Annotated in this window: 22 protein-coding genes; 9 read left to right on the top strand and 13 right to left on the bottom strand. The window is 68.7% G+C overall.

Going from position 1 to position 24,044, the window contains the following annotated elements; translation table 11 throughout:
• Window positions 1-195: 195 nt before the first annotated feature.
• The 13 genes from SGLAU_RS35435 to SGLAU_RS35430 form a co-directional block, all read right to left on the bottom strand.
• Entirely contained in the window at window positions 196-333 is a 138-nt protein-coding gene (locus SGLAU_RS35435; protein WP_159072840.1) for a hypothetical protein, read from the bottom strand.
• Window positions 334-518: 185 nt separating this feature from the next.
• A complete protein-coding gene (locus tag SGLAU_RS32140) occupies window positions 519-2,672 on the bottom strand; it encodes a hypothetical protein (RefSeq protein WP_052414183.1) in 2,154 nt (717 codons plus the stop codon).
• Window positions 2,672-3,748 (bottom strand): hypothetical protein, encoded by a 1,077-nt coding sequence (locus SGLAU_RS32130; protein ID WP_159072839.1) that lies wholly within the window; start codon window positions 3,746-3,748, stop codon window positions 2,672-2,674. Before SGLAU_RS32130 ends, SGLAU_RS32140 begins: the two co-directional genes overlap by 1 nt.
• A gap of 91 nt (window positions 3,749-3,839) precedes the next feature.
• On the bottom strand, window positions 3,840-5,105 hold the full coding sequence (locus tag SGLAU_RS33095; RefSeq protein WP_052414182.1) for a hypothetical protein: 1,266 nt from the start codon (window positions 5,103-5,105) through the stop codon (window positions 3,840-3,842).
• 4 nt (window positions 5,106-5,109) lie between these two features.
• The gene (locus SGLAU_RS32115) at window positions 5,110-5,382 is read right to left on the bottom strand and encodes a hypothetical protein (protein ID WP_043507460.1); all 273 of its coding nucleotides are present in this window, start codon (window positions 5,380-5,382) and stop codon (window positions 5,110-5,112) included.
• Window positions 5,383-5,385: 3 nt separating this feature from the next.
• The gene (locus SGLAU_RS32110; protein WP_043507589.1) at window positions 5,386-6,384 is read right to left on the bottom strand and encodes a bifunctional lytic transglycosylase/C40 family peptidase; all 999 of its coding nucleotides are present in this window, start codon (window positions 6,382-6,384) and stop codon (window positions 5,386-5,388) included.
• A gap of 168 nt (window positions 6,385-6,552) precedes the next feature.
• Window positions 6,553-8,181, bottom strand: coding sequence for an FtsK/SpoIIIE domain-containing protein (locus tag SGLAU_RS32105; RefSeq protein WP_043507459.1), 1,629 nt, complete (start codon window positions 8,179-8,181; stop codon window positions 6,553-6,555).
• Between the two features lie 257 nt (window positions 8,182-8,438).
• Entirely contained in the window at window positions 8,439-9,545 is a 1,107-nt protein-coding gene (locus SGLAU_RS32100) for a hypothetical protein (protein WP_159072838.1), read from the bottom strand.
• A 19-nt stretch (window positions 9,546-9,564) separates the two neighbouring features.
• Complete coding sequence (locus SGLAU_RS32095) at window positions 9,565-10,278, bottom strand: hypothetical protein (RefSeq protein ID WP_043507456.1); 714 nt, start codon at window positions 10,276-10,278, stop codon at window positions 9,565-9,567.
• Between the two features lie 126 nt (window positions 10,279-10,404).
• Window positions 10,405-10,974, bottom strand: coding sequence for a hypothetical protein (locus tag SGLAU_RS32090; RefSeq protein ID WP_043507455.1), 570 nt, complete (start codon window positions 10,972-10,974; stop codon window positions 10,405-10,407).
• A gap of 139 nt (window positions 10,975-11,113) precedes the next feature.
• Complete coding sequence (locus SGLAU_RS32085; protein WP_043507454.1) at window positions 11,114-11,293, bottom strand: hypothetical protein; 180 nt, start codon at window positions 11,291-11,293, stop codon at window positions 11,114-11,116.
• Window positions 11,294-11,485: 192 nt separating this feature from the next.
• Window positions 11,486-11,974 carry a hypothetical protein gene (locus SGLAU_RS35995; protein WP_208869022.1) on the bottom strand — a complete coding sequence of 163 codons (489 nt, stop codon included), beginning with the start codon at window positions 11,972-11,974 and terminating at the stop codon, window positions 11,486-11,488.
• Window positions 11,975-12,120: 146 nt separating this feature from the next.
• Window positions 12,121-12,270: a hypothetical protein gene (locus SGLAU_RS35430; RefSeq protein WP_159072837.1), complete on the bottom strand. Its 150-nt coding sequence runs from the start codon at window positions 12,268-12,270 to the stop codon at window positions 12,121-12,123.
• Between the two features lie 919 nt (window positions 12,271-13,189).
• On the opposite strand from SGLAU_RS35430, the gene SGLAU_RS32070 reads away from it, so the two are divergent.
• The 9 genes from SGLAU_RS32070 to SGLAU_RS36590 all read left to right on the top strand — a co-directional run bounded on the left by SGLAU_RS32070 (window position 13,190) and on the right by SGLAU_RS36590 (window position 23,570).
• The gene (locus SGLAU_RS32070; RefSeq protein WP_043507453.1) at window positions 13,190-13,984 is read left to right on the top strand and encodes a GntR family transcriptional regulator; all 795 of its coding nucleotides are present in this window, start codon (window positions 13,190-13,192) and stop codon (window positions 13,982-13,984) included.
• Window positions 13,981-14,730, top strand: coding sequence for a glycosyltransferase family 2 protein (locus SGLAU_RS32065; protein WP_043507452.1), 750 nt, complete (start codon window positions 13,981-13,983; stop codon window positions 14,728-14,730). Before SGLAU_RS32070 ends, SGLAU_RS32065 begins: the two co-directional genes overlap by 4 nt.
• 262 nt (window positions 14,731-14,992) lie before the next feature.
• Window positions 14,993-16,117 carry a hypothetical protein gene (locus tag SGLAU_RS35425; protein WP_159072836.1) on the top strand — a complete coding sequence of 375 codons (1,125 nt, stop codon included), beginning with the start codon at window positions 14,993-14,995 and terminating at the stop codon, window positions 16,115-16,117.
• Window positions 16,114-17,478: a replicative DNA helicase gene (locus SGLAU_RS32050; protein ID WP_052414181.1), complete on the top strand. Its 1,365-nt coding sequence runs from the start codon at window positions 16,114-16,116 to the stop codon at window positions 17,476-17,478. Before SGLAU_RS35425 ends, SGLAU_RS32050 begins: the two co-directional genes overlap by 4 nt.
• A 115-nt stretch (window positions 17,479-17,593) precedes the next feature.
• Entirely contained in the window at window positions 17,594-18,148 is a 555-nt protein-coding gene (tpg, locus tag SGLAU_RS32045; protein WP_043507445.1) for a telomere-protecting terminal protein Tpg, read from the top strand.
• A gap of 190 nt (window positions 18,149-18,338) precedes the next feature.
• A complete protein-coding gene (locus tag SGLAU_RS32040; protein ID WP_043507444.1) occupies window positions 18,339-19,349 on the top strand; it encodes a DUF6292 family protein in 1,011 nt (336 codons plus the stop codon).
• A 453-nt stretch (window positions 19,350-19,802) separates the two neighbouring features.
• Window positions 19,803-21,737 carry a pentapeptide repeat-containing protein gene (locus tag SGLAU_RS32035; protein ID WP_043507443.1) on the top strand — a complete coding sequence of 645 codons (1,935 nt, stop codon included), beginning with the start codon at window positions 19,803-19,805 and terminating at the stop codon, window positions 21,735-21,737.
• A 654-nt stretch (window positions 21,738-22,391) separates the two neighbouring features.
• Window positions 22,392-22,769 (top strand): DUF3846 domain-containing protein, encoded by a 378-nt coding sequence (locus SGLAU_RS32030; RefSeq protein ID WP_052414180.1) that lies wholly within the window; start codon window positions 22,392-22,394, stop codon window positions 22,767-22,769.
• Between the two features lie 225 nt (window positions 22,770-22,994).
• Window positions 22,995-23,570 (top strand): hypothetical protein, encoded by a 576-nt coding sequence (locus SGLAU_RS36590; protein WP_244315377.1) that lies wholly within the window; start codon window positions 22,995-22,997, stop codon window positions 23,568-23,570.
• The last annotated feature ends 474 nt before the right edge of the window (window positions 23,571-24,044 follow it).

Genomic DNA, 24,044 nt, shown 5'->3' with positions numbered 1-24,044 from the left:
GATGAGCACGGGCGATACCTCCAGGTGTCGGTGGACAGCACGGCGCCCCGCCGACGTCGTGCTGGTGTCGGCGGGGCGCGGTGCTGTCCGGGTGCGATCAGATGGTCAGCCGAGTGCCGCGAGGGCCGTTTCGGTGGGGTGCTGGCCGAGCGTGGACGGCGCGGGAGTGCTGTGGCCCGGGCGAGGGTGCTGTGGCTACTGGTCGGTGGCGCCGGGGAAGTGGCTGCCGATCATGTAGCCGATCAGCAGTCCGGCAGTGCCGTAGACCTTGTGCCGGTTCGCCTGCCACCAGGTGGGCGGGCTCGGCTCCCGCAGCACGCCTATGACGGCCACGTGTTCTCCAATCGCTGGGGGAAGGGGGATGGTAGTGCGTGAGGCCGGACGGCCTGACCGGTCCTCGCGCACCGCGCCGGGGCGGGTGGGCGAGGACCAGGCGGAGCGTCCGGAGGATGACGTGGTGAGACGCTGATGCCCCGCACCATCAGGTGCGGGGCATCAGCTACGCGCGCCAGGATTGATCACAGCAGCCGCGCCTGGCGCTGCTTGAGTTGTTTGCCGGTATCGGTATCGATGGCTGTCCGGTCCGGACGGAACTCGATCGTGCGGCGCGGGGCCCGGGAATGCTCTTTCCACTTGGGACCGCCCACCGCGACAGTCATCTGGACGGCTTGGTAGCGGTCCTGGACCGGCACCGTCACCTCCAGACGGATCGGCATGGGGATCTGTCCCGCCTCCAGGGGAACTGTCTTCTCCTGGGCCGTCTGATCACCGGCGTCGATCCGAACGAACTTCAGGTCCTCCTCTGAGTCGACCCAGACTGACAGGACAACCGATTGGCCGTCTCTGCTCCACTTTGCCCTGGCTTCAGTTTCAACTCCATCAATGTTCAACTCCGTCGCCGATACTCCCTTGTAGGCGGCGGCTTGCTCCTGGAGCTCCTGGGCCTGCTTGTCGTCTTCGGCGTTCTGCCACACGCCGCCGGCGGCGAGCGCCAGGGCGGCGATCGCAGCGACGTAGGGCCAGGTGCGGCGGCGCGGCTTCGCTGCCAATGTGTCACCCGTGGGCGGTGCAGGCGCGGCCGGCTGAGGGCCGCGGTACCACTCCTGCGACGTGCTGTTGCCCGCGGTGTCCTCGAACCATTCAGCGTCCTTCCCCATGTGGGCGACGGTAGCGCGCAGTTGGACCGCCTGGTCCAGGTTCCCGCACAGCTCAGCCACCTTGGCGCGGGTCGAGAGCCAGGAGATGGCCTCAATGGAGTTGATGCCGTGGGCGGTGATGTCCTCGCGCTCACCAAGGGCCGCCAGGTCTGCGGCCTCGCCGCACCGTCCTTCCCGTGCGGCCTCGATGGCGGCGAGGTGGCGGGAGTCTATGACGTTGGGCGGCATTTCCCAGTCCCACTCACCGTCATCGTCACCGGCAGGATCGGTCTTGGCGAACAGGTCGTCCCCCTGGTCGTCGTCGCTGTCGACGGCGGGAGCTGCGGTGTCCTGTTCGACGGCCAGTGCCTGCTGTGCCATGCGGCGCCGGGACGAGGTGTCCGTCAGCTTGGCTTCCTCCTCATTGATGACCGTCTGGATGATGTCGACGTAGTCGGGGCCGACCTTCCATACAGCCTGTCCCGGGGCCAGGGTGGGGATCTTGGCGATGGCCCAGTCAGGGAGGGCTAGCAGGGCGCCGACGATGGCGGCCTCCTCGGGCCCGAGGCGTCCGACGTGGGCGATCTCGCACAGCCGCGCCAGGTCCTGGGCGGGTCCGTTGCCGAGGTCGGACAGCGTGTGCATCACCACGTCCAGCGACAGCCCCATCTTGCGGCTGAACTTCAGCAGTCGCTGGATCAGCTCGCTGGTGGCCGGTGACAGCAGGATCTGCCACGCCTCCTCTAGGACCAGGTGGCGGTGGGTGGCGGTCGACTGGGGCAGCCAGACGTGCTCTACCCAGCACGCCACCGCAGCCATCAGCGACGGGATCGCCGGGCTGTTGCGGTCCAGGCGGGAGAAGTCGAAGCAGACGATGGGCCGGTCGGTCTCGGGGAGGCTGGCGGTGTCCCCGTCGAACAGACCGCGCAGCGATCCGTCGGTGTAGCGGGACAGGGCGATGGCGGCGCCCTCACCCCACTCGACGAGCTTGGCGGCCTGCCACCTGCCGTCCTCGGGCTCCACCAGAGCTTCCACCAAGCCGTTGAGCGAGGTGGCCTTGGGGTGATTCAGGGCGTGCTGGAGGGCGTGGGTGGCCTGGTGGGTGAGGGCGCCGGGCTCGACGGCAGCGATGAGCGAGCGGACGAGCTGCTCGCGGACCTCGCGCGGGAACAGCTCGCTGACCGGGTTCAGGGTGAACTCTCCGGCCTCGATGACCGTGCCGTTGAGGGCGAGGGTCAGGGAGACCCACTCGCCGACGTTCTCCTCCCCGTAGGAGTCGATAACGACGTACTGGTGACCGTGCTCAAGGATCTCTCGGCGCGCCCGCACCTTCGCCGTCGTTGACTTGCCAGAGCCGAGACCGCCCAGGGCGAGGCTGTTCGTGGACGGCAAGATGGCGTGATCGGTCATGGCGGGGGAGAGGTGGAACGGCCGCCCGTCCAGCAGCGACCGGCCGACCGGAATGCCGGGGAAGCGGGTGCTGGAGGCGACGAGCGGCGCAGTGATCGCGGCGTGACTGGAGGGCAGGCGAATCATCAGACGATCGCCCCTTTCCGGGTGGAGGCTCCGTGCGGGGTGGTCATCACGTACGCGCGGTGCTGCTGGCCGGGGAGCCAGTCGAGACGGATACGGTGCCGGTCGGCCATGAGGGACGCCTGCCAGCGGGCGTCAGTGACGGCCTCCGGGCTGTCCCCCCACACCGTCAGGTAGGCGTCGATGTCCACGAGCGTGGCGCCCTGGACGAGCGCGCCGTGCGTCACGCTGCTGGCGAGGTCGTGTGCGTCGGCCTTGATCTTGTCGGTGACGAAGGCCTCGCTGGCAGCGCGCTGCCACTTCGCGGACCGGCGGGACTGCCCCATCGGCAGCGGCCGGTACAGAACGGACAGCGACCGCTCGTCGGCGCCCTGTCCCAGCAGGAGCGTCGGCATGAGGTCGCCGTCGGTCTCGTCGGGCCAGGCGGTGATCCGCGCGGTCGTCGCGTAGCGGTCGTCGTTCAGGCCGACCCATCCCGGACCGCGCTCGACCACGGCCGGGGCAGGCTCGGGCTCCACAGAGGTGAGGACACCGAGTCCGGCGAACTCGTGCGCCAGGGTCTCCACGACACGAGCGGGCTGGCCCACCAGTCCCTTCGGCACGTGGACGGAGAGGGTCTGTGTGTGCTCGGTGTACTCGCCGACGCACGCGTGGTGCGCCACGTGAACTTGGATGCCTGCGGTGCGGGCCTGGTCGCCGGCGAACGCGAGGGCGCGGCTGAACGCCTCGTGCCAGGCGGCACGCAGGCGCGGGTCCTGCATGGTGCCGTGCTCGGGGTACAGCGTCCACGTGGTGGTCGCTCCCGGGCTGGCTGTCATGGCGGCCGGGGCGGTGCGCTCCCGCAGTCGCCGGTAGCCGACGACCGCCCACCGGGCCACGGAGCGCGGTCCCGGCGCAACGTTGAGCAGCGCGGCGGTGGCACCGACCGCGCCGAACGTCCAGATGGGAGGCGGGGTGAGCATCGCCGACATCAGGACGGCGCCCCCGACCCCGGCATTCGCCTTCGTCATCAGTGTTTCAACAGGGCTCAGACCGCGCTGCAGGGCGGGCACGCGGAAACCCGGCGTCAGGGAGTACACGGCATTTCCTCCTCAAGGATGGGACCGGCCCCGGCGCTCACCCCGCCGCCGCAATGGGGCGGAGCAGGTGAGCGCCGGGGCCAGGTGGGACTTACGGATTGCTCGGCTGACCGGGCGCCGGCTGCGGGGCGGTGGCAGGCGTCCGCGGCTGCGGCGCCGCAGGCCCGCCCGCCGTGGGCTGAGCAGCTGCGCGTGCCTGCTGGCGTGCCTGCCGGATCTGCGCGGTACGGTCCGCATCCCGCGCGGCTTTCTGCGAGGCCGACGCGGTCGTCAGCCGTCCCGGCCGCTCCTGGTGCGTGATGCCGTAGGCGGCGAACAGCACGCCCTTGTCCTGCGACATGGCCCGGCGCGGGGTGTCCACCGTGCGCGGCCCACGCGGTGTCGTCTCCTGCTCGTAGACGTCCGGTGCACCGGCCCGCACGACTGCCCGCGCGAGGCGGTTGTCGGTCCTACGCTCCACGAGCGCCCGGGCGCCACGGGCCATCCTCGGACCGAAGTACGGCACACCGTGGAAGATCATCCGCAGCATCAAGGCATCCGCGACGACCAGCACCAGGGCGTCCATCACGAGCGCCCCCTGCGTCACCTTCGCGAGCGGGCTGAGCAGCAGCAGTGCCATCGGAGCGAACATCAGCCCCAGCAACCGCTGCGCCCACGCCCAGACCGCCGACGTGTCACCCCCGCGGGCCAGCGACGCCAGCACCACAGGAGCCATGCACACGAACATCAAAATGCCGAGGTTGCGGGCCATGAACACCAACGCCGCGAAAGCCAGAGCGACCACGAGCGCGGCGATGATGAGCAGGACGGACAGTGGATTACTCGCATCCGCTGCGTCATCCATGTCTTTGGCAATCGTGCCCAAGAGGGTTGATTCGCTACTGCTGAACATGCTGCTGAACGCGGCAGACACGGCCTCGTTCAGCAGCATGACGGCGCCGGGGATCGACGCCATGCCGGCGACGACGGCGAGTGTCCATCCGGTGCTTGCGCCCAGCTGCTTGAGGCGGGGTGCGCCCTGCCATGCGGTCAGGGCGCACACGACGACGACGCAGATGAAGATGACGATGGCCAGGTGCTGGCCCAACCAGAGGAACTGGCTGTATAGCCAGTTGTCCGCCTTCTCCGGCGCCCAAGTGTCCTTCGGGGCCAGCAGCCCCTCCAGGGTCTTGATGAGGCTTTCGGCGAGGTCGCGAACGCTGGTGACGGCTCCGTCGGTGACGCCCTGGCCCCCGCCGGGGGCGGGCGGACCGCCCCCGGTGGGCGGTCCGCCACCGGAGTTGTCCCTCGCGCAGTACTCGTATCCCGGCGTCCCTTTGAGGGCGTCGCACGGGTCTTCGTCTGCTCGGAACGGCATGTGATCAGCCCTTGGCGTCGGTCACGGTGGAGAACAGGGTGTCGCCGTAAAGGGCGAGGACGACCGCGACGAAAAGCGTGCCGACGGCCGTCGAGCCCTTGCGCAGGGCGCCCTTGGGGTCGCTGTTGAGCTGGAACAGCATCCGCAGGGCGATGACGGTGATCACGGCGGCGATGCCCTTGGTGACCAGACCGGCACCGGTCAGGCCGATGGTGTCGAAGAAGTCCTTGAATCCTTCTGACATGTCGACCGGCTTGGCGAGGATGAACTTGCGCATGGGTCAGATCTCCTTGTTGGTGTTCGAGGCGGGTCGGCCGACGGCGAAAAGGTCGCGCATCGTGTCCAGGGGGGAATAGCGGACCGGTTTGCCCGGGCGGGGCGCATCGATCATCCAACCGCCGCCGACATAAATTCCGACGTGGTGAATGCTCGTAGCGCTCGTGCCGTAGAAGACGAGATCTCCGGGGCGCACGTTTCCGGGTTGAACGGGCTCCGATGCCGCGTACTGTGCGGCTGCCGTACGAGGCAGGGTGATTCCTGCTTTCGCATAGGCGTAGAGCGTGAGGCCGGAGCAGTCGAACCCGGTGACAGTGTTTCCGTTCTGGCCGCCGGGGGAACAGCAAATTCCCGTACTGGGGCCGCTCGCATTGCCGCCGCCCCATGAGTACGGGGTGCCGATCATTCCCTTTGCCGCGCTGATCGCGGTGGCGGCCTGCCCGGTGTCCGCCACCTTGCCGCCGCCCGGATTCTGATTGGCGAGAGCAGTGATGGACCGGACGTAGTTCTGTGTTTCCTTGTATGGGGGAACACCACCGTACTCGCGAACGGCGCCGCTTCCCGCGTTGTAGGCGGCCAGCATGTTGTTCTGCTTGTTGCCGGGGACGCCTTTGACGTCGTCAGCGATGGTGCAGAGGTACTTGGCGGATGACGGGATCGCGTCTTCGGGATCCCAGACGTCACGGATTCCGTCGCCGTTGCCGTCGATTCCGTGGCTCTCCCACGTGGACGGCATGAATTGCGCGATTCCTTGCGCTCCAGCCCTGGACTTGGCGTTTGGATTGAAGCCCGATTCCTGCATGAGCAGCGCGGCGAGCAGATTGGGACTGACCTCGGGGCAGGTGTTTCCTGCCTTCTCGATCAGGGTCCTGTATTCGGCGGGCACGGCCATGCTGAGCGCCGCGCCCGCCACCGGGTCGTCGCCGGCCGTCTGGACGAGCGCGGCCACGACGACGGCCGCGGTCGCTCCTACGCCGATGACGGCCGCTGTGGAGCCCTTCACGGGCTTCCCCCTCCTTTCCGAGCGTGAGATGGTGTCTTCGCAGCTCAGGGCCGTCATTCCGGTCCGTCATGGGACCGTCATGGCACCGGGGCGGACCGTCATGGGCTGAGCCTGCATGACGGTCCGCTGACGGTGGGATGTCGGTCGCCATGACGGTCGCCATGACGGTCAGGACGAGGACCTGGCGGCCGCGATCAGGTCGTCGAGCTTGTAGCCACGCCCTTGGGCCGTCCGCCCTGAGTTGATGCCGAGCAGGGCGCTGAGTTGCTTTCCGCGCTCTGCCGGATCGCTTTCCGTGATTCCGAGGGCCGGGGCCAGATCTGCGGTGAGCATGAAGTCGACACCATCGTTCCGCAGGATCTCAATTGCATGCTCAATGGGAGTTTTCGACGGAGCAGAAATGGCTTCTTCCTGCTGCTTGACGGTGGCTTCGTCTACAATGCTCCAGATGAACTGGTCCTCGAAGTTGAATCCTCGGATCAGCGTGGATCGCCCGTTGGCGAAGAGAACGGCCTGCCCCTTGATGTCGGGGTCCAGGAGCGCCGGGTTGATCGGTGCCACAGTATCGAAGTACGTGTCCCCGAGAGCCACCTTTGCGGTTCCCGCGGACGCTACGTAGAGGCACATTCGGTAGAGGAATTGATCCCTCACCATCACCGGAATGGCGTTCGTGGACGGGCGCTGCGTCATCAGCACGCTGGAGATTCCGGATTCCAGAGATTTCGCAACCAGCGACCGCGTCTTTTCCGCGATGCGCCGGGCCTGCTCTTTCCCTTCCTTCGACTCGTCGTGAGCGAAGAAGTCGGCAGCCTCGTCCACGATGAAGATGACCGGAGTGAACTTCGGAGCGGGCTGCCTGTTTTGAATGGCCTCCTTAATTTTCGCGTATCGGTTGTCCGACCTGCGATTCAACTCATCGACCATGTCTTCAAACACGGCCGGGTCGTCGGACGATTCGTAGCGGACGGCCTTCTTCTCGAACTTGGTGAGTCCGCAGAATTTCCCGTCCAGCAGGTACATCTCGAACTCGCCGTACGCGATCAGCAGGCACGTGATGATCCCGTTGACCAGCGTGGTTTTGCCCATCTGCGTCATGCCCGCGACCAGCAGGGACGCCTTGTCGAATGTGGGCACACCGGCGAGCCGGCCGGTGACGTCGTGTCCGAACGGGACCCCCGGAAACGTCTCGATCTCCTGCCGGGTCGGGGCCGGGAACGGGTGGGTGAACGGCGGCTCGTGGAGCTTGAGGAGCTTCACGCGGCGCTCATTGTCCCGGCTGCGCTCCATCGTCAGATGGAGGCGGGTGACGCCGAACATGCCGGCCACGGTGCCGAGCCGCTTCTCGACGTCCTCGTACGTACGCCCCTTGGGGACTAGGAAGTCGTAGAGCGTGCCCGTCGGCACGTCGGTGACGGTGACCTCGTCGGCCCTGATGACCTGCTCCCGGCTGATGACGCCGGCCGTGGTGAGCGCCGCCGTCAGCTCGGGGTGCGCAGGAACCGGCTCAGCGTCCGTCTGCGGATCGACCAGCACGCTGGCGGCCGCCTCCTGCTTCAGGGCCGCCGCGGGTAGTTTCTCGCCTGCGACCAGGCGCACGATGGCGGCTCTGAGCCGCCAGGCGCCGTAGCCGAGGGCGACCAGCGTCCCGGCGGTGAGCAGGACGGTGGTCGGCCACGAGAGGCCCAGTTTGTCCTTGATGGCGGCGAGGATGCCGAAGACGACTGCCAGGCCGCCGATGGCGCCTGCCGCCTGCCCTGCCATGTCGTCGCTGACCTGCGCATTCTTGTTCTTTCCCACACCCCTCTCCTTCGTTGATCATGGATGGGCGGGCGACCCTAGCCGCACGCACATTCTGTTTTCAGAGGATTTGTCGCAGTGCTCGCCGGGTCTGCTCCCCCGGGTCTGCGAACGCTCGATCCGCTCGCCGGGTCACTCGCCGGGTCTGCACTGGTCGACTGCGCATTTCGCTTCCGGCAGTCGCAGCAAGGGCCAGCCCGCACAGGCGGGCTGGCCCTCACTGGTGGTGCCGGACGAAACCGGGCGGACACCCTCTGTCAGGCGTCCGCGTCGGCGTCCTCGTCCTCGCTGTCCTCGGCGTCCTCGGACGCCTCCTCGCCGCCCTCGGCCATCAGGACGGTGCCCCACACGTGACGCACGCGCTCCTCACTGCCGACGAACCCGGCGCCGCGGTAGTCGGCGCGAGCCTTGCGGTAGGACAGGGGCGGATCGTCGGAGTAGCGCAGGTGCCGCAGCACCACGGCCATCTGTTCGTCACTCAGCGGCACGCCCGGTTCGGGGACCGGCACACCCGCGACGGCCGCCAGCTCATCGAGCGTGACGGTGTGCTCGGCCGGGCGTGCCGCCTCGCCGTCCGCACCCGCGCTGACCTGCGTGCCGCTGGTGTCATGGCCGATGGCGGGCGTGCCGGTGGCGTCACGGTCCGGCGCGATGGGCAGGGCGGGCGCGCTCGGCGTCCACTGCCCCAGCTCCGGCAGGACGATCGCGGCGACGGAGGCCGGCAGTGCCTTTTCCTGGACGGTCTGGGCGGTGGCCTCGGCCGTCTCGTGCAGCTCCTCCGTCATCCGCTTCTGTGCCTCCAGCACCGCCTTGCGGTAGGCGGTCTCGGCCTCGGCGACGCGCATCTGGAGGTCCTTGGCCACGTCCAGCAGCTCGATGCGGTGGGCGGCCTCGGCCTCCATCACCTCCAGCTGGTCCGCGACCTGCTGACGCTTGTTGGCGATCGTCTGAAGGGTCTCGGACGACGTCTTGCGCCCGAGCGACGGCATGGCCATCCACCAGGCGCCCTTGGTCGCGACGATGGCCACCGGGGTCAGGACGTAGGCCATGTCGAAGCCGCCCGGCCCGGACATGATCAGGTGCACCGTCGGGATGGCGGCGTTGATGGCCGTGAGAGCGAAGCCGCCGATCTGCACGCGCCGGGCGCGGCGGCGGTTGTTGCCCGCCAGGATCTCCGTCGCCTGGAACACGCACCACAGGGCGTCCAAGGCGCCGACAGTCGGCACCGCCCAGGCGCCGAAGCGAGGTTCGAGGACCCGGTAGCTGACAAGCACCGACAGGAGGGCCACCCCCAAGGTGATGACTCCCAGGATGCTGAGCACCGTCCCGCGCCGGGACGGCCTCACACTCATGATCTTGCGCATGTTCCGCTCCTATTCGTGATCAGTCGGTGATGCCGGACAGACGGCCGACCTTGGCCAGGTGGGCTTCCTGCTCCTGGATGAGGCCGTCGATCTTGCCGACGAGACCGTCGCGGAAGTAGCCGCCGAAGCCGTCGCCGACGTGCCAGTCCCTGGCCTCGGGGTAACCGGCCTCGGTGAGGGCCTGGCCCTGGCCCAGGTGGGCGTACAGGTGCTGGTCGTGAACGTGGGCAATGTCCCTCGCCCGCTCGTCGAACGCTGCGGCTGCGGCCCGGGTCCGGTCCTGCGCGTCGACCAGGCGGGAGATGGCGGCCGGCCACTCCGTCGCGGCCTGCGGGGTGCGCAGGTAGGCGTAGGCCGCCTCCAGCGCCTTCGCCTCCCGCTCGTAGGCGCGCCAGCGGTCCGGGGCGTCCTTGACAACCTTGCGGAGGTCGGCGACGTAGGCGACGTCCTTCCACTGCTGGCGCGCCTGCTCGTACAGGTCGTCCAGGACGCTCCGCGCGACCGTCCGGATGCGGTGCTCGGCAGCGTCCTGCGACTCGGGCACGTAGGCCAGACGCGGGTCGTCGTAGTACGAGTCCGGCTTGGCCGGCTCCTTCTCACAGCCGGTGAACGGCGCGAACGTGAAGGTCACCCGGCCGTAGGGGGTCGGCTCGATCTTCCGCAGGTACGGCGGCAGGTGGGGGGTGATGCGGTCGAGGACCTGCTGATACGGGACCGAGAAGGTGTTGAGCATGCCGTCTCCCTGACGAGATGAGGGAACCGGGCGTGGTTCGGGGGGACCGGCGATAGTCGCTTCCTTGCGCGGCAGCCCTGACTCGTCCAGTGGCGCGCGTAACGGGATCGTGTGGGACATAGGGGGTCAGGCCTCCTGTCGGGCGGTGGTGCGGGGGCCGTAGGTGCGGGCGAAGCGTGCGCCGGCCATCAGCAGGGCGGTGATGTCCGCGTGGGTGCGGTGCTGCCGTTCCGACCAGGGCGTGGCGCGGGCGGAGTCGGAGCCGGTGTGGGCCTGGATCACCCGGTCCAGGACGTGGCCCGCCACGCTGGCGGTGTCCGTGTCTCCGGCCTTGCCCGCCTCGCCGATGTGGCGCAGGGCGGTGGACAGGGTCCGGTGCGGTTCGGTGCCGCTCTCGTCGCGGACGAAGCGCAGCAGCGCCCGGAGCATGTCCTTGACGGTCATGGAGTCGTCGTCGGCGAGGTGCGCGCCGGTCGACCAGTCCTTGCCGTAGTCGTAGACGCGGATCCAGCCGTCCTTGTCGAGCAGGGCGCTGGTGGCCTCCAGGTGGCGGGCCACGGCCTCGCCGGAGGACTGCTCGCCGGACGGGCCGGTCCACAGCGGCTGGTAGGAGTCGGCGGTGATCCTGGACGCCTCGCGCAGCGTCTCGTCGCTGAACAGCGCGGCAGGGGCGGGGGCATTCGTCGTCGTGGGCATCGGGCCTCGATTCAGGGTGATGGTCCGGGCTGTCCGGCTCCCCTCGCCTCGCCCGTACCGGCCGCCGAGGGGGGGGCGGGCCGGGACGGGCGTGGGAGGCAGCCGACAGAGGTGGCGATGTCGGCTGAGCGGGGATGGCTCAGCGGGTGCGCTTGCTGCGCTGGCGTGCGAGGTAGGCGTCTTGCAGCCGCTCGAACGCGGTCCACAGCCGTTCGCCTGCGGGGCAGCGGGCGCGGTCGGTGCAGGCGGGGCAGCCGCTGATGTGTTCCCGGTGGGCACGGGCGGCCGCCTGGTAGCGCTGGTACAGGTCGTCAGGCACGTGATGCTCGTTTCTCGGTGTGCCGGGGCGGATGGAGGTCGACGACGCGGTGCCCCGCGTCCCACGCTGCTGTCGCCGCCACGGCTGCGGCGGCGAGCAGCAGACGGGACAGGGGGTGGCCGACGCCGACGTGGGCGGCGGCCCGGGCAGCGCGCTGCTGTGCTGCCCGGGCCGCCTGTATGAGGTGTGACGTCACAGCCCGAGAGCGCTGCAGGCGCTGCACGTCCAGGCGGTCGCCGGGGCGGGCAGTTCGGCGGTGACGCTGAACCACTGGCCGCACTGGTCGCACTGCCAGCCGCCGCCGCCCGTCACCACCGGAACGGACACCGACGCAGCGGGGGCGGGTGCTGCGCCGGGCGGGCAGTCGCTGCCGCCTTTGCAGGACCACCGCCCGCACACCGGGCACGCGTCGTCCGCCATCACCGGCCGGTACAGGGTCAGTACCGGCTGCCGCTCGTAACCGGGCAGCATCTCCTGGAGCGTGCGCCGCGCCCGCCGCTCGGCCGGGACGCGGGCGTCGGCCTCGCGGACCATGCGGGCCAGGAGGTCACCGAGCTGGCGGTCCGCGACGGTGGCGCAGGGCCCGGCGTGGAAGGTGCCGCATGGGGCGCACCAGTACTCGGGGGTGGTCGCGGCCACTGTCGTGCGGGCCGCGGGTCGTGTCATGATCGCCGTGGTCATAGGGATCTCCCAATCCTGTTGACCGGACAGCCCCGGAGCTCTCACCTTCCGGGGCTGTCACCTTGTGACTGGCCGGACGGCCAGCCACGGCCCGTCTCCCACCCCGTGACGCTCTGGTGGGGTGGGAGAGGGACCGTGGCAGGCCGTCAGTCCTGGTCGTCGGCACCGGAGGCGCGGACGTGGCCGTCCATCAGCGCGGACTCCACGGCGGCCGGCCCGGCCAGCTCGCCCCGCTCGATGGAGGCGTAGACGGCCTGGCTCTCCATGAACATGCGGTCCTCGAAGCTCTCGCCCATGGTCATTTCTCCTTGCGGGCTCTTGTTGTGGCTGGGAGGTACGTCAGGCGGCCGGTGCGAGCTGGGCCTGCCTGGCGGGGCGGAGGGTGTCGCGGACGATGACCGCCCATCGAGCAGCGGTCCGACGCAGCAGCTGCGCGGCGTCGGCCGGATTGGTGATGAGGGCCAGGACCTCGAAGCAGCCGTCCGTGTTGGCGTAGATGGCTCCCGGGAGGCGGGGGCCGATCTCGTCTCGGACGCTTAGGCAGGGTGAAATGCTGTGCATGCGGGTCGCCCTCTCCGAAGAAGTGACCTGCGACAAGAACCCCCAGGGGCGCAATCCCTGGGGGTTCGTCACGTGAGTGCGTCCTGCGCACTCCGCCAGCCACCGGCTCCGACCGCAGGGGCCGTGGGCGGTGTCCAACGGGCGGCGCAGGGCTGCGGAAGATGGCGCGGCGCCGAGGCGCCAGATCTCAGATGGACGCGGACTGCTCGGTACCCGGGAGATCCATCCGGGGGCGGGTCATCGCAGTAAAGGTCTGCCGCGTCGTTCTTTAGCGTCGTGGACTGTCGGCCCAACGGGCTCTCCGCAGGTGATGAGCGACCAGGCCGTCCTACCGGCCCGGACCGCTGGCCGAAGCCAGCGCCCTGCGGGTCATAACACGTGCCGACTGCCACCACCAGCGGTAATGGCGCCTCACGACGGGTCTCCACTCACGTCAGCCGATGCGGTTACGGCGGTGGTGGATCACTCTGTGGAGTTCTCAAACAGCAACCGACATCACAAACCAAGCTGCGCGAGGCATCTTGCGTTGGTTGCGTTGCCGAGATGACCGTGTCACAGATTGCGCAGGTCGGTCAACAACCAACGCAAGATGGATTAGTGAACCAACTTGCGTTGGTCGTTGCGTGTAGGCAGTCGGGGTGAGAGAGTGCACTCATGGCGAACACAGCGAAGTACGAGCTGCTGGCCGATGAGCTGGCAGAGGTGATCAGGAGGGAGTATGAGCCCGGCGACCGATTCCCCACGGTGATAGAGCTGGCCAAGGCACACGGCGTGGCCCCGAACACGGCGTCACGCGCCGTGCAGGTGCTCAAGGAGCGCGGCCTGCTCACCGGAAAAAGCGGCGGCACGACTCGCGTGCGAGTGCAACCCATCCAGCAGATCCGCCGAAATACTCGCTACCAGGCGGAAAAGGACATGGTTCTACAACCAGAGGACGCGCGCCGTTCCACCGGCGTGGCAGAACTGGACCAGGGCGTTCCCGTGTCGAGCATGTATGAGAACCACGTCGCACTGGACGTAGTGCCGGCACCACCCGATGTCGCGGATGCCCTCGGGCTGGAGCCCGGCACACTGGTCCTGCGCCGCATCGGCACTCGACAGCACAGGCGGGGTGCAGGAGTGGGCCGGTCTGTCTCCTACATGGCGCACGACTTGGCGACCCGCAACCCGGACCTCTTCGACGCCAGTCGAGAGCCATGGCCTGGCGGATCACTCCATCAGCTCCACACGGTAGGTGTGGAGGTGGGGCGCATCGAGGACCGGGTCACGGCGTCGATGCCAACCCCTGAGGAGATGGAGGAGCAGGACATCCCACCGGGTGTGCCCGTAATCCGGGTACGGAAAATCTCGTACTCCGTTACTGGACCGCCGGTCGAGGTGATGGACATCCCGCTGCCTGCGGATCGTGTCGAGCTGCGCTACGAGACCCCTCTGGAGCCCTGGTCATGACTCGGATCATCAGCGTGGTAACTCCGGTGCATGACGGGGGCGCCAAGTACTTGGAAGAGACACTCGCTTCCGTACGCGATGAGCGTGACCGTCTGCCGACCGGATGGGATTTGCAGTGGCTCGTGCAGGAAGACGGCACCACGGGGAGGCCACTTAGCAGTCTCCCGGATGTTCCATGGATCTCCACAGGGATGGCCAGCCGTGGCGGCGCCGGAGTAGCGCGCACCATGGCTCTGTCACGAGCGACGGGCGAACTAGTCCGCGCGCTAGATGCGGACGATGTGCTGCTCCCCGGTGCCCTGGCTCGGGACATTACGGCCATGGAAGATCACCCCCAGATGGGATGGTGCATCTCCGCGGGCCTGGATCTGCTGCCGGACGGGTCCACAGTCGCCGGACCGTACGACCCTCCGGAAGGGCCTCTCACCTACGAGACACTGCTCGCGGCATACGACGGGGATGCCTTCCCGGTCCTTGGCACTCATCTGACTGCGCGCACCCCGCTGCTGCTGGCGGTCGGGGCGTGGCCGGCGCTCCCCGCCTGGGAGACGGTCGCGACCGTGCTGTGCTGCGCCGCCGTCTCGGACGGCTGGATGCTGTCGGCTCCAGGAGGGATCTACCGTAAGCATGCCGGTCAGACGACGGCGCAACCCCAGTACGCAGAGGTGGCCGACCCGGATCAGTTACGCATCATCGCGCGAGCGCAAGCAGAAGCGCTACGTGCCAGCGGATGGCGCTGGCCATAAGGAAAGATGGCAGCAGCCGAAACGAAAGAGGCCCCGTCGCCACAACGGAACCTCTTTCACTGAGTACCGACTCACAGCCGTCCAAAGCCTTTGAGTCGTGTCCGGTGAGGTGACCTCGCCGGGGGTGAAGCCCGGGGGCCTCTCAGCCCTCGTGGTCACCTGTACCCAGAGTATGCGCAGGAGATTGCGCAACGCCACTACTCCGGGATCCTCGTAGGTCACACATGCCGGTCACGGCTCCCCTGCCTGGGGGAGTACCAACTTGCACAACTCGCACGACCCCTCAACAGCCAACGACTTCGGCGCGAGCTACCTCGAACGCGGATGGGAGCCGCCGGAAGAGGTCGTACTGCGCCGCGAGCTGGTGCGCACGCCCGGTCTGCAACCCGAAGACATCGGCGTCCTGTCGGAGCTGCTGCTGCGTGACCCTCGCCTGCCGTCGACCATGGAAGCCATCCGGCGGGACCTCCAGGCACAGGGCTGGAAGATGGGGAAGGACCGGTACAACGCCATCCAGGCGCGCCTGACAAAGGCTGGCCACCTTGCCCGCGTCTCGGTCTACGACCCGGTGACCCAGCGCCCGACCTGGGTCACCCGTGTCTATCGGAACCCCGCGAACAACGAGCAGTACGTGGATCTCGGCATCGCCGCATCGCAGCAGGTCAGCGTCGAAGTGCGGGTTTCCCGCGATCCCTGTCTCTCCGGATCGCGGGAAACCCGCACTTCGCCTGGTCAGAGCTCGAATGCGGAAAAACCGCAGTCCGGCGCCGGATCACGGAAAACCCGCGATCCGGAAACTCGCGTTTCGCCTGGTCAGGGCCCGAATGCGGAAAAACCGCGATCCATCTCGTCCCCCCCACACCCCCCGGAGGAGGTGGAAACCTCCTCCCCCTACCCCCTCACTGACTCCGCGGGGTCGCTTCCGGCACAGAGGGAGGAGGCGGAGTTCACTCCGCAGGAGTTCGCTGCTGCTGCTGGCTTCCTTCAGCAGATGCGGCGCTGGCAGGCGGGCGCGTCTACTGCACGCAAGTGCGCGCCGAAGCTGCTGCGCACGATGCGAGAGCAGGGCTGGCCGTCCGTGGTGGACATGACTGCTCAGGATCGTGAGCTGCTGGAGGCTGACGTTCTGCGGAATACCGGCGGCGCGACCAGCTGGATCAAGTGCCTGCCGGGTTGGGTGCAGGACCTGCGCCGCTACGACGTGGTGCGCCCGCAGTCCGCTCCTGCACCGAGCAGCAGCCCCCGCCCGGTACCGGTCCACACCGTCAGCGTCGAGTGCCCGGCGTGTGACGAGTACGGCTGGATCCTCGACGACGACGACAGCGGACCGCAGCGCCGCTGCACCCACCCCAGCATCGCCCGCAGCGAAGTGGAGGCGGCCAGGTGACCACGCAGACCCAGGACCGGGACCAGGAGCGGGCCATGTCGGTGGAGGCCGAGCGCCGCGTTCTGGGTGCCTGCCTGATGGCCACGCCCTCGTACGACCCGGTAGCCGACGTGGCCCGCGCGGTGCGTGAGGGCGACTGGTGCGAGCCCGCGCACGAACTGGTGTGGTCGGCCGTGCAGCGCTTGCACGGCGCCAGCCGCCCCACCGGAGTACCGGCCGTTGAGGCGCAGCTGCGCAGCACGGGCGACCTCGAGCGCGCGGGCGGCCTGGTGGGACTGTCCCGGCTCGCGAGCGAAGCCTGCTCGCCTGCCGAGGCCGGCCACTACGCCGACCTGGTCCACGGCTACGCCCAAGTACGCCGCTACCAGCAGGCGCTGGTGCGCGGGATGCAGGGCGCCCGTCAGGCGGACCCGCTCGCGGTCCAGGAGACGATCGCCGCCCATCAGGCAGAGCTGGAGCACCTTGCCGCTGACGACCAGGACGAGGACGACACCTTCGGCCGGTTCGGCGACCACCTGGACGCGCACCTGGACAGCCTGGCCGTGTCCCTCCCACCGGCCGCCATCACTGGTTTCAGTGACCTGGACAGCCGGATGAAGCTGATGCCCGGCCAGATGATCGTGGTCGCCGCCCGTCCGGCCATGGGCAAGAGCGCGTTCGCTCTCGGCGTGGCCACCGCGAACGCCCGCACCGGGGCGCCCACCCTCGTGCACAGCCTGGAGATGGGCCGGGCCGAGGTCAGCAATCGCATCCTGTCCGCACGTGCCCGGGTGGCGTTCCATCACATCCGCGACGGCGTCGACGGCCTGACGCAGGACGACTGGGACCGCCTGGACCGGTACGCACCGGAGCTGAAAGACCTGCCGCTGTGGATGGACTACAGCGCCCGCGTCAGCCCTGCCAGGATCCGCTCCCGCATCAAGACCATCGTCCGTGAGACCGGCCGGGCCCCGCTGGTGGTGGTGGACTACCTCCAGCTCATGCAGACCGACCAGCGCAACGCCCGCCAGTCGCCCTACGAACGGGTCACCGAAATCAGCCGCGAACTCAAGATCCTCGCCTCCGACACCGGAGCCGTGCTCATCGCCCTGGCCCAGCTCAACCGCGGGCCCGAGCAGCGGCAGGACAAGCGGCCGGCCGTCAGCGACCTGCGCGACTCCGGCGCCCTGGAGCAGGACGCCGACGCGATCATCCTGCTGCACCGCGAGGACTACTACGAGCCCGAGTCCGAACGGTCCGGCGAGACCGACCTCATCGTGGCCAAGCACCGCAACGGCCCGACAGCCACTATCACGGTGGCCCACCAGTTCCACTACAGCCGCCTGCGCGACATGGCAGCCACCGAGGAACCGGCCCGCTAACAGAACTGAGCGCCGCTGTGCGGCACGCGCCGACCAGCGCCGGGCAACTATCCCCGGCGCGGTCGTGATCGCCGCGCAGCGGCCCACACAGCCGATCACGAACGGAGAGTCCTGCATGGGCATCGTCGGAGACGGCCTGGAGCGCGCCGTCCAACAGGCGTTCACCCGCCCCATCCCCAAGAGCGCCGGGGCGCAGATGCGTTACCTGGTCAAGCAGCTCAAGGGCACCCGCGCGGTGGCCGACGCGCTCGGCGTCTCGCAGCGCACCGTGGAGCGGTACGTGAAGGACCAGATCCGCCGGCCGCGGGCCGACCTCGCCAGACGCCTGGAGGACGCGGTGCGCGAGCGCTGGCAGCCCCGCGTCCGCGAGCGCGCCCGCCGCCAGGCCGCCACCAGCACCGGCCTGGTCGTGGACGTCCGGGCCCGGTTCGGCTTCACCGCCGCGCCCGGCACCACCGACGACGCACGGATGCGTCACCTGACCATCGCGCTGCCCCCGAGTCACGCGGCCCGTCTCTTCGACGCCCAGGACGTCGGTGCCGGCGAGCAGCAGCTGCGTGCCATCGCTGCCGAAGGCCTCGGCGAGATGTACTTCCGCGACGGAGGCCGCCGCGCCCACGGCTTGGGGGTTGAGTTCACCGACGTGGAACGGCTCGAGTTCGATCTGTAGCGCGGCGAGGAAGTGGTCGGCACCCTCAGTCCGCCCGGCGGGGGCGGGTGGCACGGGTGCCGACCGACCCAAGACACCGCCCGAAGGGGTGCTCGGGCAGCAGCCTACCCCCGGCCACTCCAGCCGGTAGTAATGTCGGTACTGTTTTCTTGATGGGTCCGGTGTTTTGCCGGACCGTGGGAGGAACCCCATGATCCGCGCTGGACGCCGGCACCTGGTGCGCACCCTCGCCGACATCGCGGCGCAGCTGGGCATCGCTGAGCAGACGCTCCTCAACTCGGGCCGGCACCAGGCGCCGGGTTTTCCTGCGCCGCTGGGCGCGGGCCGGACCCGGCTCTACGACGGTGAACAGGTCGACGCCTACCTCGCCGGCCGCCCCGTTCCGCAGCTGCCGGCTGCCGACGACGACGAGGACCTGCTGGACCGTCAGGAAGCTGCCGCGCTGCGCGATGAACCGTTGTCGGTGTGGGACCGCCGCAGGAAGGACCCGGCCGTGCGCGAGTATGTGGTGGTCGTGGGCGGTGTCGAGCACTGGCCGCGCCGGATCGTACGCGAGTACACCCCCGCGCCCCGCCGCCGCACCAGCAGCGGAGCCGGCGGGAGGCCTGTCGGGGCAGGGGACCAGGTCCCGCGCGACCAGCTCCCCCAGCGCGTCGCGCAGCTCCTTGACGACAACCCCGCCCTGACCGCGGGCGACGTCGCCGACCGCTTGGGCGTGCACCGCAATACCGCGACCGCGGCACTCGTGCAGTGCCGCGCCGAGCGGATGGCCGACCTCATGGAGCAGCGCGCGGTGACGGCAGCCGAGGCCGCCGCCGCGCTCGGCTACCCGGTCGGACAGACCCGCCGCGCGAGCGTGCGCGCCGAGGCCGTCCTGCGCGGCCGCCGGGCACGCCCGTACCTGGCCGCTGTCGCGCAGGCTCTGCACGCCCGCGGCTGGAGGGCCACCAGCACCCCGCCGGACGTCCAGCACCCCGAGGACGATCTGTGCGTCGCCGCCCTCACCCTGGACGCCCCCGAGGCGCCGGCTCCTGCACTGGTGTGGTCCGAACGCCACGGCTGGCGCACCGCGACCTCCCGCCGCCACCCGCTCGGCCGGGGCGCAGCCTGGCCCCCGCCCGGCGACGGTGTCCGCCACCTCGCCACCGGCACAACCCCCACCCCCACCGACCTCGTCCACGCCCTCGACAGCACCGGCTGACGACACCCACTCCCCAACACACCCGTCAGAGCCCCCAGAACGCCTCTGGGGGCTCTCGCCGTATCCGCCTGACGTCCCTGTACGACCACGGCGCCAGGGCGCAGCACTTCTGCGCAGTTATCTCGGGTGTCGAGCGGGGCGACAGACATGTGAGGCACCTGTCCCTTGCAGCACCGGGCCTGACGACTATCTGCGGTTGTGCAGGTACGTACGGCACGTACATGATGCGAGGACCATCCATGGCTTCGCGCGGGTCCAGTCACAGCGGATGCCATCGCCTGGCGACAACCGGAAGTACAGCCGCACTCTGTTCCGGGGCCTGCCTGCTGGAGACGGCTGCATACCGAGCTGGTCGACGGAATGGACGGCGACACTGCCTGTCACGGTCGAGCCTGAACCGTCCCTGTCTCCAGAGCGTCCATACGGGCACCTGACACCATGGAGCCGCCACCCATGAGCACATCCGAACCGCCGCCCTGGCCGCACTGCGCACACGGCGCAGACCCTGCTGCCGACCCCGTCGGCTGCCGCGGCATCCACGTACCCGGCCACACCGCATGCCTCGCCCACCTGGCCGACACCGACCGCGACGCCTACCTGGCCAGCCTGACCCCCGGCAGCGACATCGACCACCGCGGCACCCCGTTCACTCGCACCCTGTTGCACCAGTTACTTGACGCCCTGGACAACCACATAGGCGACGCTAGATTCGAGTGGGCGACCTTCCAAAGCCACCAAGGCTATTCTTGGCCAGGCGACGGTCAATTTGCGGCCGTCTGGTTTGAGGGCCTTGCAGTGTTCAGGTCTGCAGTCTTCCAAGGCGATGCAGTGTTCAGGGGAGCTCTCTTCCATAGGGAGGCCGTGTTCGACTCTGCTGTATTTCAGGGCGAAGCCCTGTTTGAGATCACCGTCTTCCAGGGTGACGCCGTGTTTACCTCTGCTGTCTTCCATGGAGACGCCAGGTTCAGGGGGGCAACTTTCCACACTCACGCCGAGTTCCAGTCGGTCACCTTCCACAATATTGCCGGATTCCCATTGGTGACTTTCCAGGGCCGTGCCACGTTCTCCTCGGCAACCTTCCGAAGCGTGTCCGGGTTCTCCTCGGCGATTTTCCACAACGCTGCGTGGTTCTCTTCGGCTACCTTTCACGACCTCGCCTGGTTCTCCTCGACCACTTTCATGCGCACCGCCTGGTTCTCCTCGGCAACCTTCCAAGACGCCACTCATTTCGATTCAGCGGTCTTCCAGGAGGACGCCTGGTTTATCGGGGTGATCTTCGAGCGGTTGACCAATATTGGGCCGTTGGTGTGCTACGGGCGGATGGGACTATCCGAGGCGGTGTTCGGTGGCCCGGTGACGCTTTCGCTCGCTGCGCGGCGTCTGGAATTCCGGCGGACGCGTTGGTCATCCACGGCTGAGGTGCGTTTGCGTCACGCCTCTGTGGATTTCACCCACGCATTTTTCGAGTACCCCCTAACGATTGTCGCAGAGACTGATTCCTTCATTCTTCCCAGTGGAGACCCGTTGGAAGAACAGAACCTCGCTCACGCGCCTGACGCCGCGGTGCGGATAGCTTCGCTGCGCGGGGTGGACGCGGCGCATCTGGTCCTCGCTGACGTCGATCTGTCGGGGTGTCTGTTCACCGGGACGGTGCACCTGGACCAGGTGCGGCTGGAGGGCGACTGTTCCTTCGACACGGTCCCGCCGGGCACGCACTGGCGGCGCGGGCGCCCGGTACGGTTCACCCCGCGCCGCGCCCTCGCTGAGGAACACCACTGGCGCGCGAGCCAGCCGACGGGGGCCCGGGGCTGGAACGTGGCGGTGCTCGGCGCCGGGCGCGCCGGCCCGGCGCAGCTGGCGCCGGTGTACCGGGCGCTGCGCAAGGCGTTCGAGGACAGCAAGAACGAGCCGGGAGCGGCGGACTTCTACTACGGCGAAATGGAGATGCGCCGCCACGACCGCACCACCACGTCCCGCGCCGAACGCGGACTGCTGCACGCCTATTGGATGCTCTCCGGCTACGGCCTGCGCGCCCTGCGGGCCATGGGCTGGCTCACCGCCGCCATGCTGATCACCATCGTGCTGCTGATGAGCTTCGGGCTCCCAAAGGATGACCCGAAGCAGGAGGCGACCGGCACCGTGCCGCCCGGCGGAGGCAAGGTCACCTTCCACATCGACAAAGACGACCCGCAGAACCCCACAGACGACCGCTTCACCGGCAAGCGCTTCGAGAAGGCTTTAAACGTCACGCTCAACTCGGTCGTGTTCCGCTCCTCCGGCCAGGATCTAACCACCGCCGGCACCTACATCGAGATGACCTCCCGCCTCGTAGAACCAGCCCTTCTTGCCCTCGTCGTCCTCGCCGTCCGCGGGCGCATCAAACGCTGACTCTCTGACCCTGTTTGACCGAGTCCTATGAACGGTTCGCCCCCAACCATTCCCGCCACGTGCCTTACGTGCCTGCACTGTCGATCACCCTCCTGAACTGCGCAAAGCCCCTTCGACATCCAGAAAGGTGGTGACGCAGGCGGCGCACCAGGCACTCAGTGCATGCCGCCGGCCGGGCGCACTGGCCGGACGACTCTTCCCGGTTGGAGCAGGGGGCCGGGGCCCGGCCGCCGCGCCGCCCGGGGGCGTGCCGGGGGTGCTGTGCACCCCCGACCGTGCGCTGCGCGCACTCACGCCCGGGTGGGCCCGGGGCGCCGGGACGCTGCGCGCCCGGCCGCGCGCTGCGCACGCTCGCCCCGCTCCCGCCCCCGCCGGGCCCGCTGCGCGGTCCTACGGCGGGCCCGCCCGGTGCCGGGGCAGACGCTGCGCGCTGCCCCGCCGCCTGCGGCGGCCGGACGGGCGGATCCACCCCGCTGCGCGGTATGGATCGGCGGCGCCGCGGCCGGGCCCCGGCCCGCTGCTCCATTGGGCTGACCTGCGGAAACGTGTCGATCACCCTGGCATCGGTAGCTAAATCGCGATACACTTTTCTTGTTGGTCGGCAGTGGCAGCCGACCAACACCCAAGATCACCACGCCCTGAAAGGGGACACCCATGTCCGCACGCTTCGCGCTGGTCATCCACCCCGATGCCTCGTTCAAGGTCATGGAATGGGAGGCAGACACCCCGGCCGGCCTCGACGCCATCTACCGCGAAATCGACTCCCCCAACATCGGGGTAATCGACATCGCACCCGATATCTCGATGTGGCTGGACGAGGACGGAAACAACGGCGGCGCCGCCATCAACATGATGGCCACGGCGATTTACGCCGCTACCGCCCCCGCCCCCCGCAAGCAGTACGGCACCGCCGTGTTCACCGGAATCGACCCCCGAGGCGACACCACCGGTCTTACCCGCGACCGCTGCGTAGCACTGCTGGAAACCGCCGGAATCATGACCCCGCAGATCCCGCACCCGCGCGCCAAGTAAGACGCCCCCAACAGTGGTGGGAGCGCCACAAACCTCCCACCACCAACCCGCCCCCTCAGGGCCATTTCACCCCGTATCACGCGCACAGCGGCCACGCCGGGCCGACACCGACATTCCCGCCCGGCCCCCTTTCACCACGCCGCCCCGGCCGTGAGTCGAGCCGCCCACCGGGCCCGCTCCTCACCGCCCCTCGCGCACCCTCCCCCAGCGTTTTCAAGGAACCACGTGATCCCGGTCAAGAGCACCGAAAAGCAGCGCGCCGCCTACACGCAGGCCATCATGGACAAGTGGAACAGCGCCACCGCCGACCAGAAGCGACGCGGACGCGAGTGGTACGCCACGGCACATCAATTCGCCGCCGAGATCGCCGAAGGGAACGCCACCAAAGGCGCAGGCGTTCTTGCCGCATTGTCCGCCAACAAGTCATGGTCAGAAAATTGCAGGCTGGCCCGCAAAGCCTTCATTGAAGGAACGGCAAGCGGGCATGTCCGAGACGCCATCACCAAAGCGAACCGCATCATGGCGGGAACCGATCCCCGTGAAGTCCTCCCCATGCACATGAAAACCGGATACTTTTACCTCTGCATTGCCGACCCGGAAGCCCCGGAAGCCGTAGTCATCGACCGGCACGCGCACGATATCGCGGTCCGCGAAATCTACGGCCAGCGCGACCGGGGATTAGGCTCGGTCGGGCGATACAACCTGCTCGCCGACTGCTACCGCGAGGCCGCCCAAAGGATCGGGGAAGTGCCGAGCAAGGTCCAGGCCGTGACGTGGGTAGCTCACATCGAGCGCAAGTGAGAACGGACTCGGGGGTGCGTGCCCATTCCAGTCTCTATCCAGTGCTTCGCTTTGAAGCACTGGTGGGGGGTGGCCTTGTTCTGCCAACGGTACATGCTGCATCATCTGATGCAGGGTCACCGGCCCCTGCTCGGGCAGGGCATGGGGCGCAGATCCGGATGCCCCGAAAGTTCTGGCCGAGGGAAACAGGCGACCCCCGGCCACCCCCTCGCCTCGCTGCCCGGGCCGCAGGCCCGTTGGCCGGCCCGCGCAGCGGGACCGGCCGGGTGGGCGGAGCGCAGCGGAGACCACCTCGCGGGGGCGCAGCTCCCGCAGCTCCGGGAGCGCAGCGGACGGAGCGTCACCGGCCCGGCGCAGCCGGGCCGGTGAGCTGGGCCGCGCAGCGGCCAGCAGCGCTCACGCTCCGCGTGAGCGCAACACCCGCGCGCAGCGCGGGTGTTCGCTTGCCCATCGCGCAGCGATGGGGTACCCGCT

This window comes from Streptomyces glaucescens (assembly GCF_000761215.1).
Taxonomy (GTDB): Bacteria; Actinomycetota; Actinomycetes; order Streptomycetales; family Streptomycetaceae; genus Streptomyces; species Streptomyces glaucescens_B.
This window is presented reverse-complemented; position numbering and strand designations above follow the sequence as displayed.

Excerpts from the sequence above, each read along its gene's own strand:
- SGLAU_RS32140 (WP_052414183.1), bottom strand. The coding sequence starts at position 2,672 with ATGATTCGCCTGCCCTCCAGTCACGCCGCGATCACTGCGCCGCTCGTC.
- SGLAU_RS33095 (WP_052414182.1), bottom strand. The coding sequence starts at position 5,105 with ATGCCGTTCCGAGCAGACGAAGACCCGTGCGACGCCCTCAAAGGGACG.
- SGLAU_RS32115 (WP_043507460.1), bottom strand. The coding sequence starts at position 5,382 with ATGCGCAAGTTCATCCTCGCCAAGCCGGTCGACATGTCAGAAGGATTC.
- SGLAU_RS32100 (WP_159072838.1), bottom strand. The coding sequence starts at position 9,545 with ATGCGCAAGATCATGAGTGTGAGGCCGTCCCGGCGCGGGACGGTGCTC.
- SGLAU_RS32095 (WP_043507456.1), bottom strand. The coding sequence starts at position 10,278 with ATGCTCAACACCTTCTCGGTCCCGTATCAGCAGGTCCTCGACCGCATC.
- SGLAU_RS32090 (WP_043507455.1), bottom strand. The coding sequence starts at position 10,974 with ATGCCCACGACGACGAATGCCCCCGCCCCTGCCGCGCTGTTCAGCGAC.
- SGLAU_RS35995 (WP_208869022.1), bottom strand. The coding sequence starts at position 11,974 with ATGACCACGGCGATCATGACACGACCCGCGGCCCGCACGACAGTGGCC.
- SGLAU_RS35430 (WP_159072837.1), bottom strand. The coding sequence starts at position 12,270 with ATGGGCGAGAGCTTCGAGGACCGCATGTTCATGGAGAGCCAGGCCGTC.
- SGLAU_RS32070 (WP_043507453.1), top strand. The coding sequence starts at position 13,190 with ATGGCGAACACAGCGAAGTACGAGCTGCTGGCCGATGAGCTGGCAGAG.
- SGLAU_RS32065 (WP_043507452.1), top strand. The coding sequence starts at position 13,981 with ATGACTCGGATCATCAGCGTGGTAACTCCGGTGCATGACGGGGGCGCC.
- tpg (WP_043507445.1), top strand. The coding sequence starts at position 17,594 with ATGGGCATCGTCGGAGACGGCCTGGAGCGCGCCGTCCAACAGGCGTTC.
- SGLAU_RS32040 (WP_043507444.1), top strand. The coding sequence starts at position 18,339 with ATGATCCGCGCTGGACGCCGGCACCTGGTGCGCACCCTCGCCGACATC.
- SGLAU_RS32035 (WP_043507443.1), top strand. The coding sequence starts at position 19,803 with ATGAGCACATCCGAACCGCCGCCCTGGCCGCACTGCGCACACGGCGCA.
- SGLAU_RS32030 (WP_052414180.1), top strand. The coding sequence starts at position 22,392 with ATGTCCGCACGCTTCGCGCTGGTCATCCACCCCGATGCCTCGTTCAAG.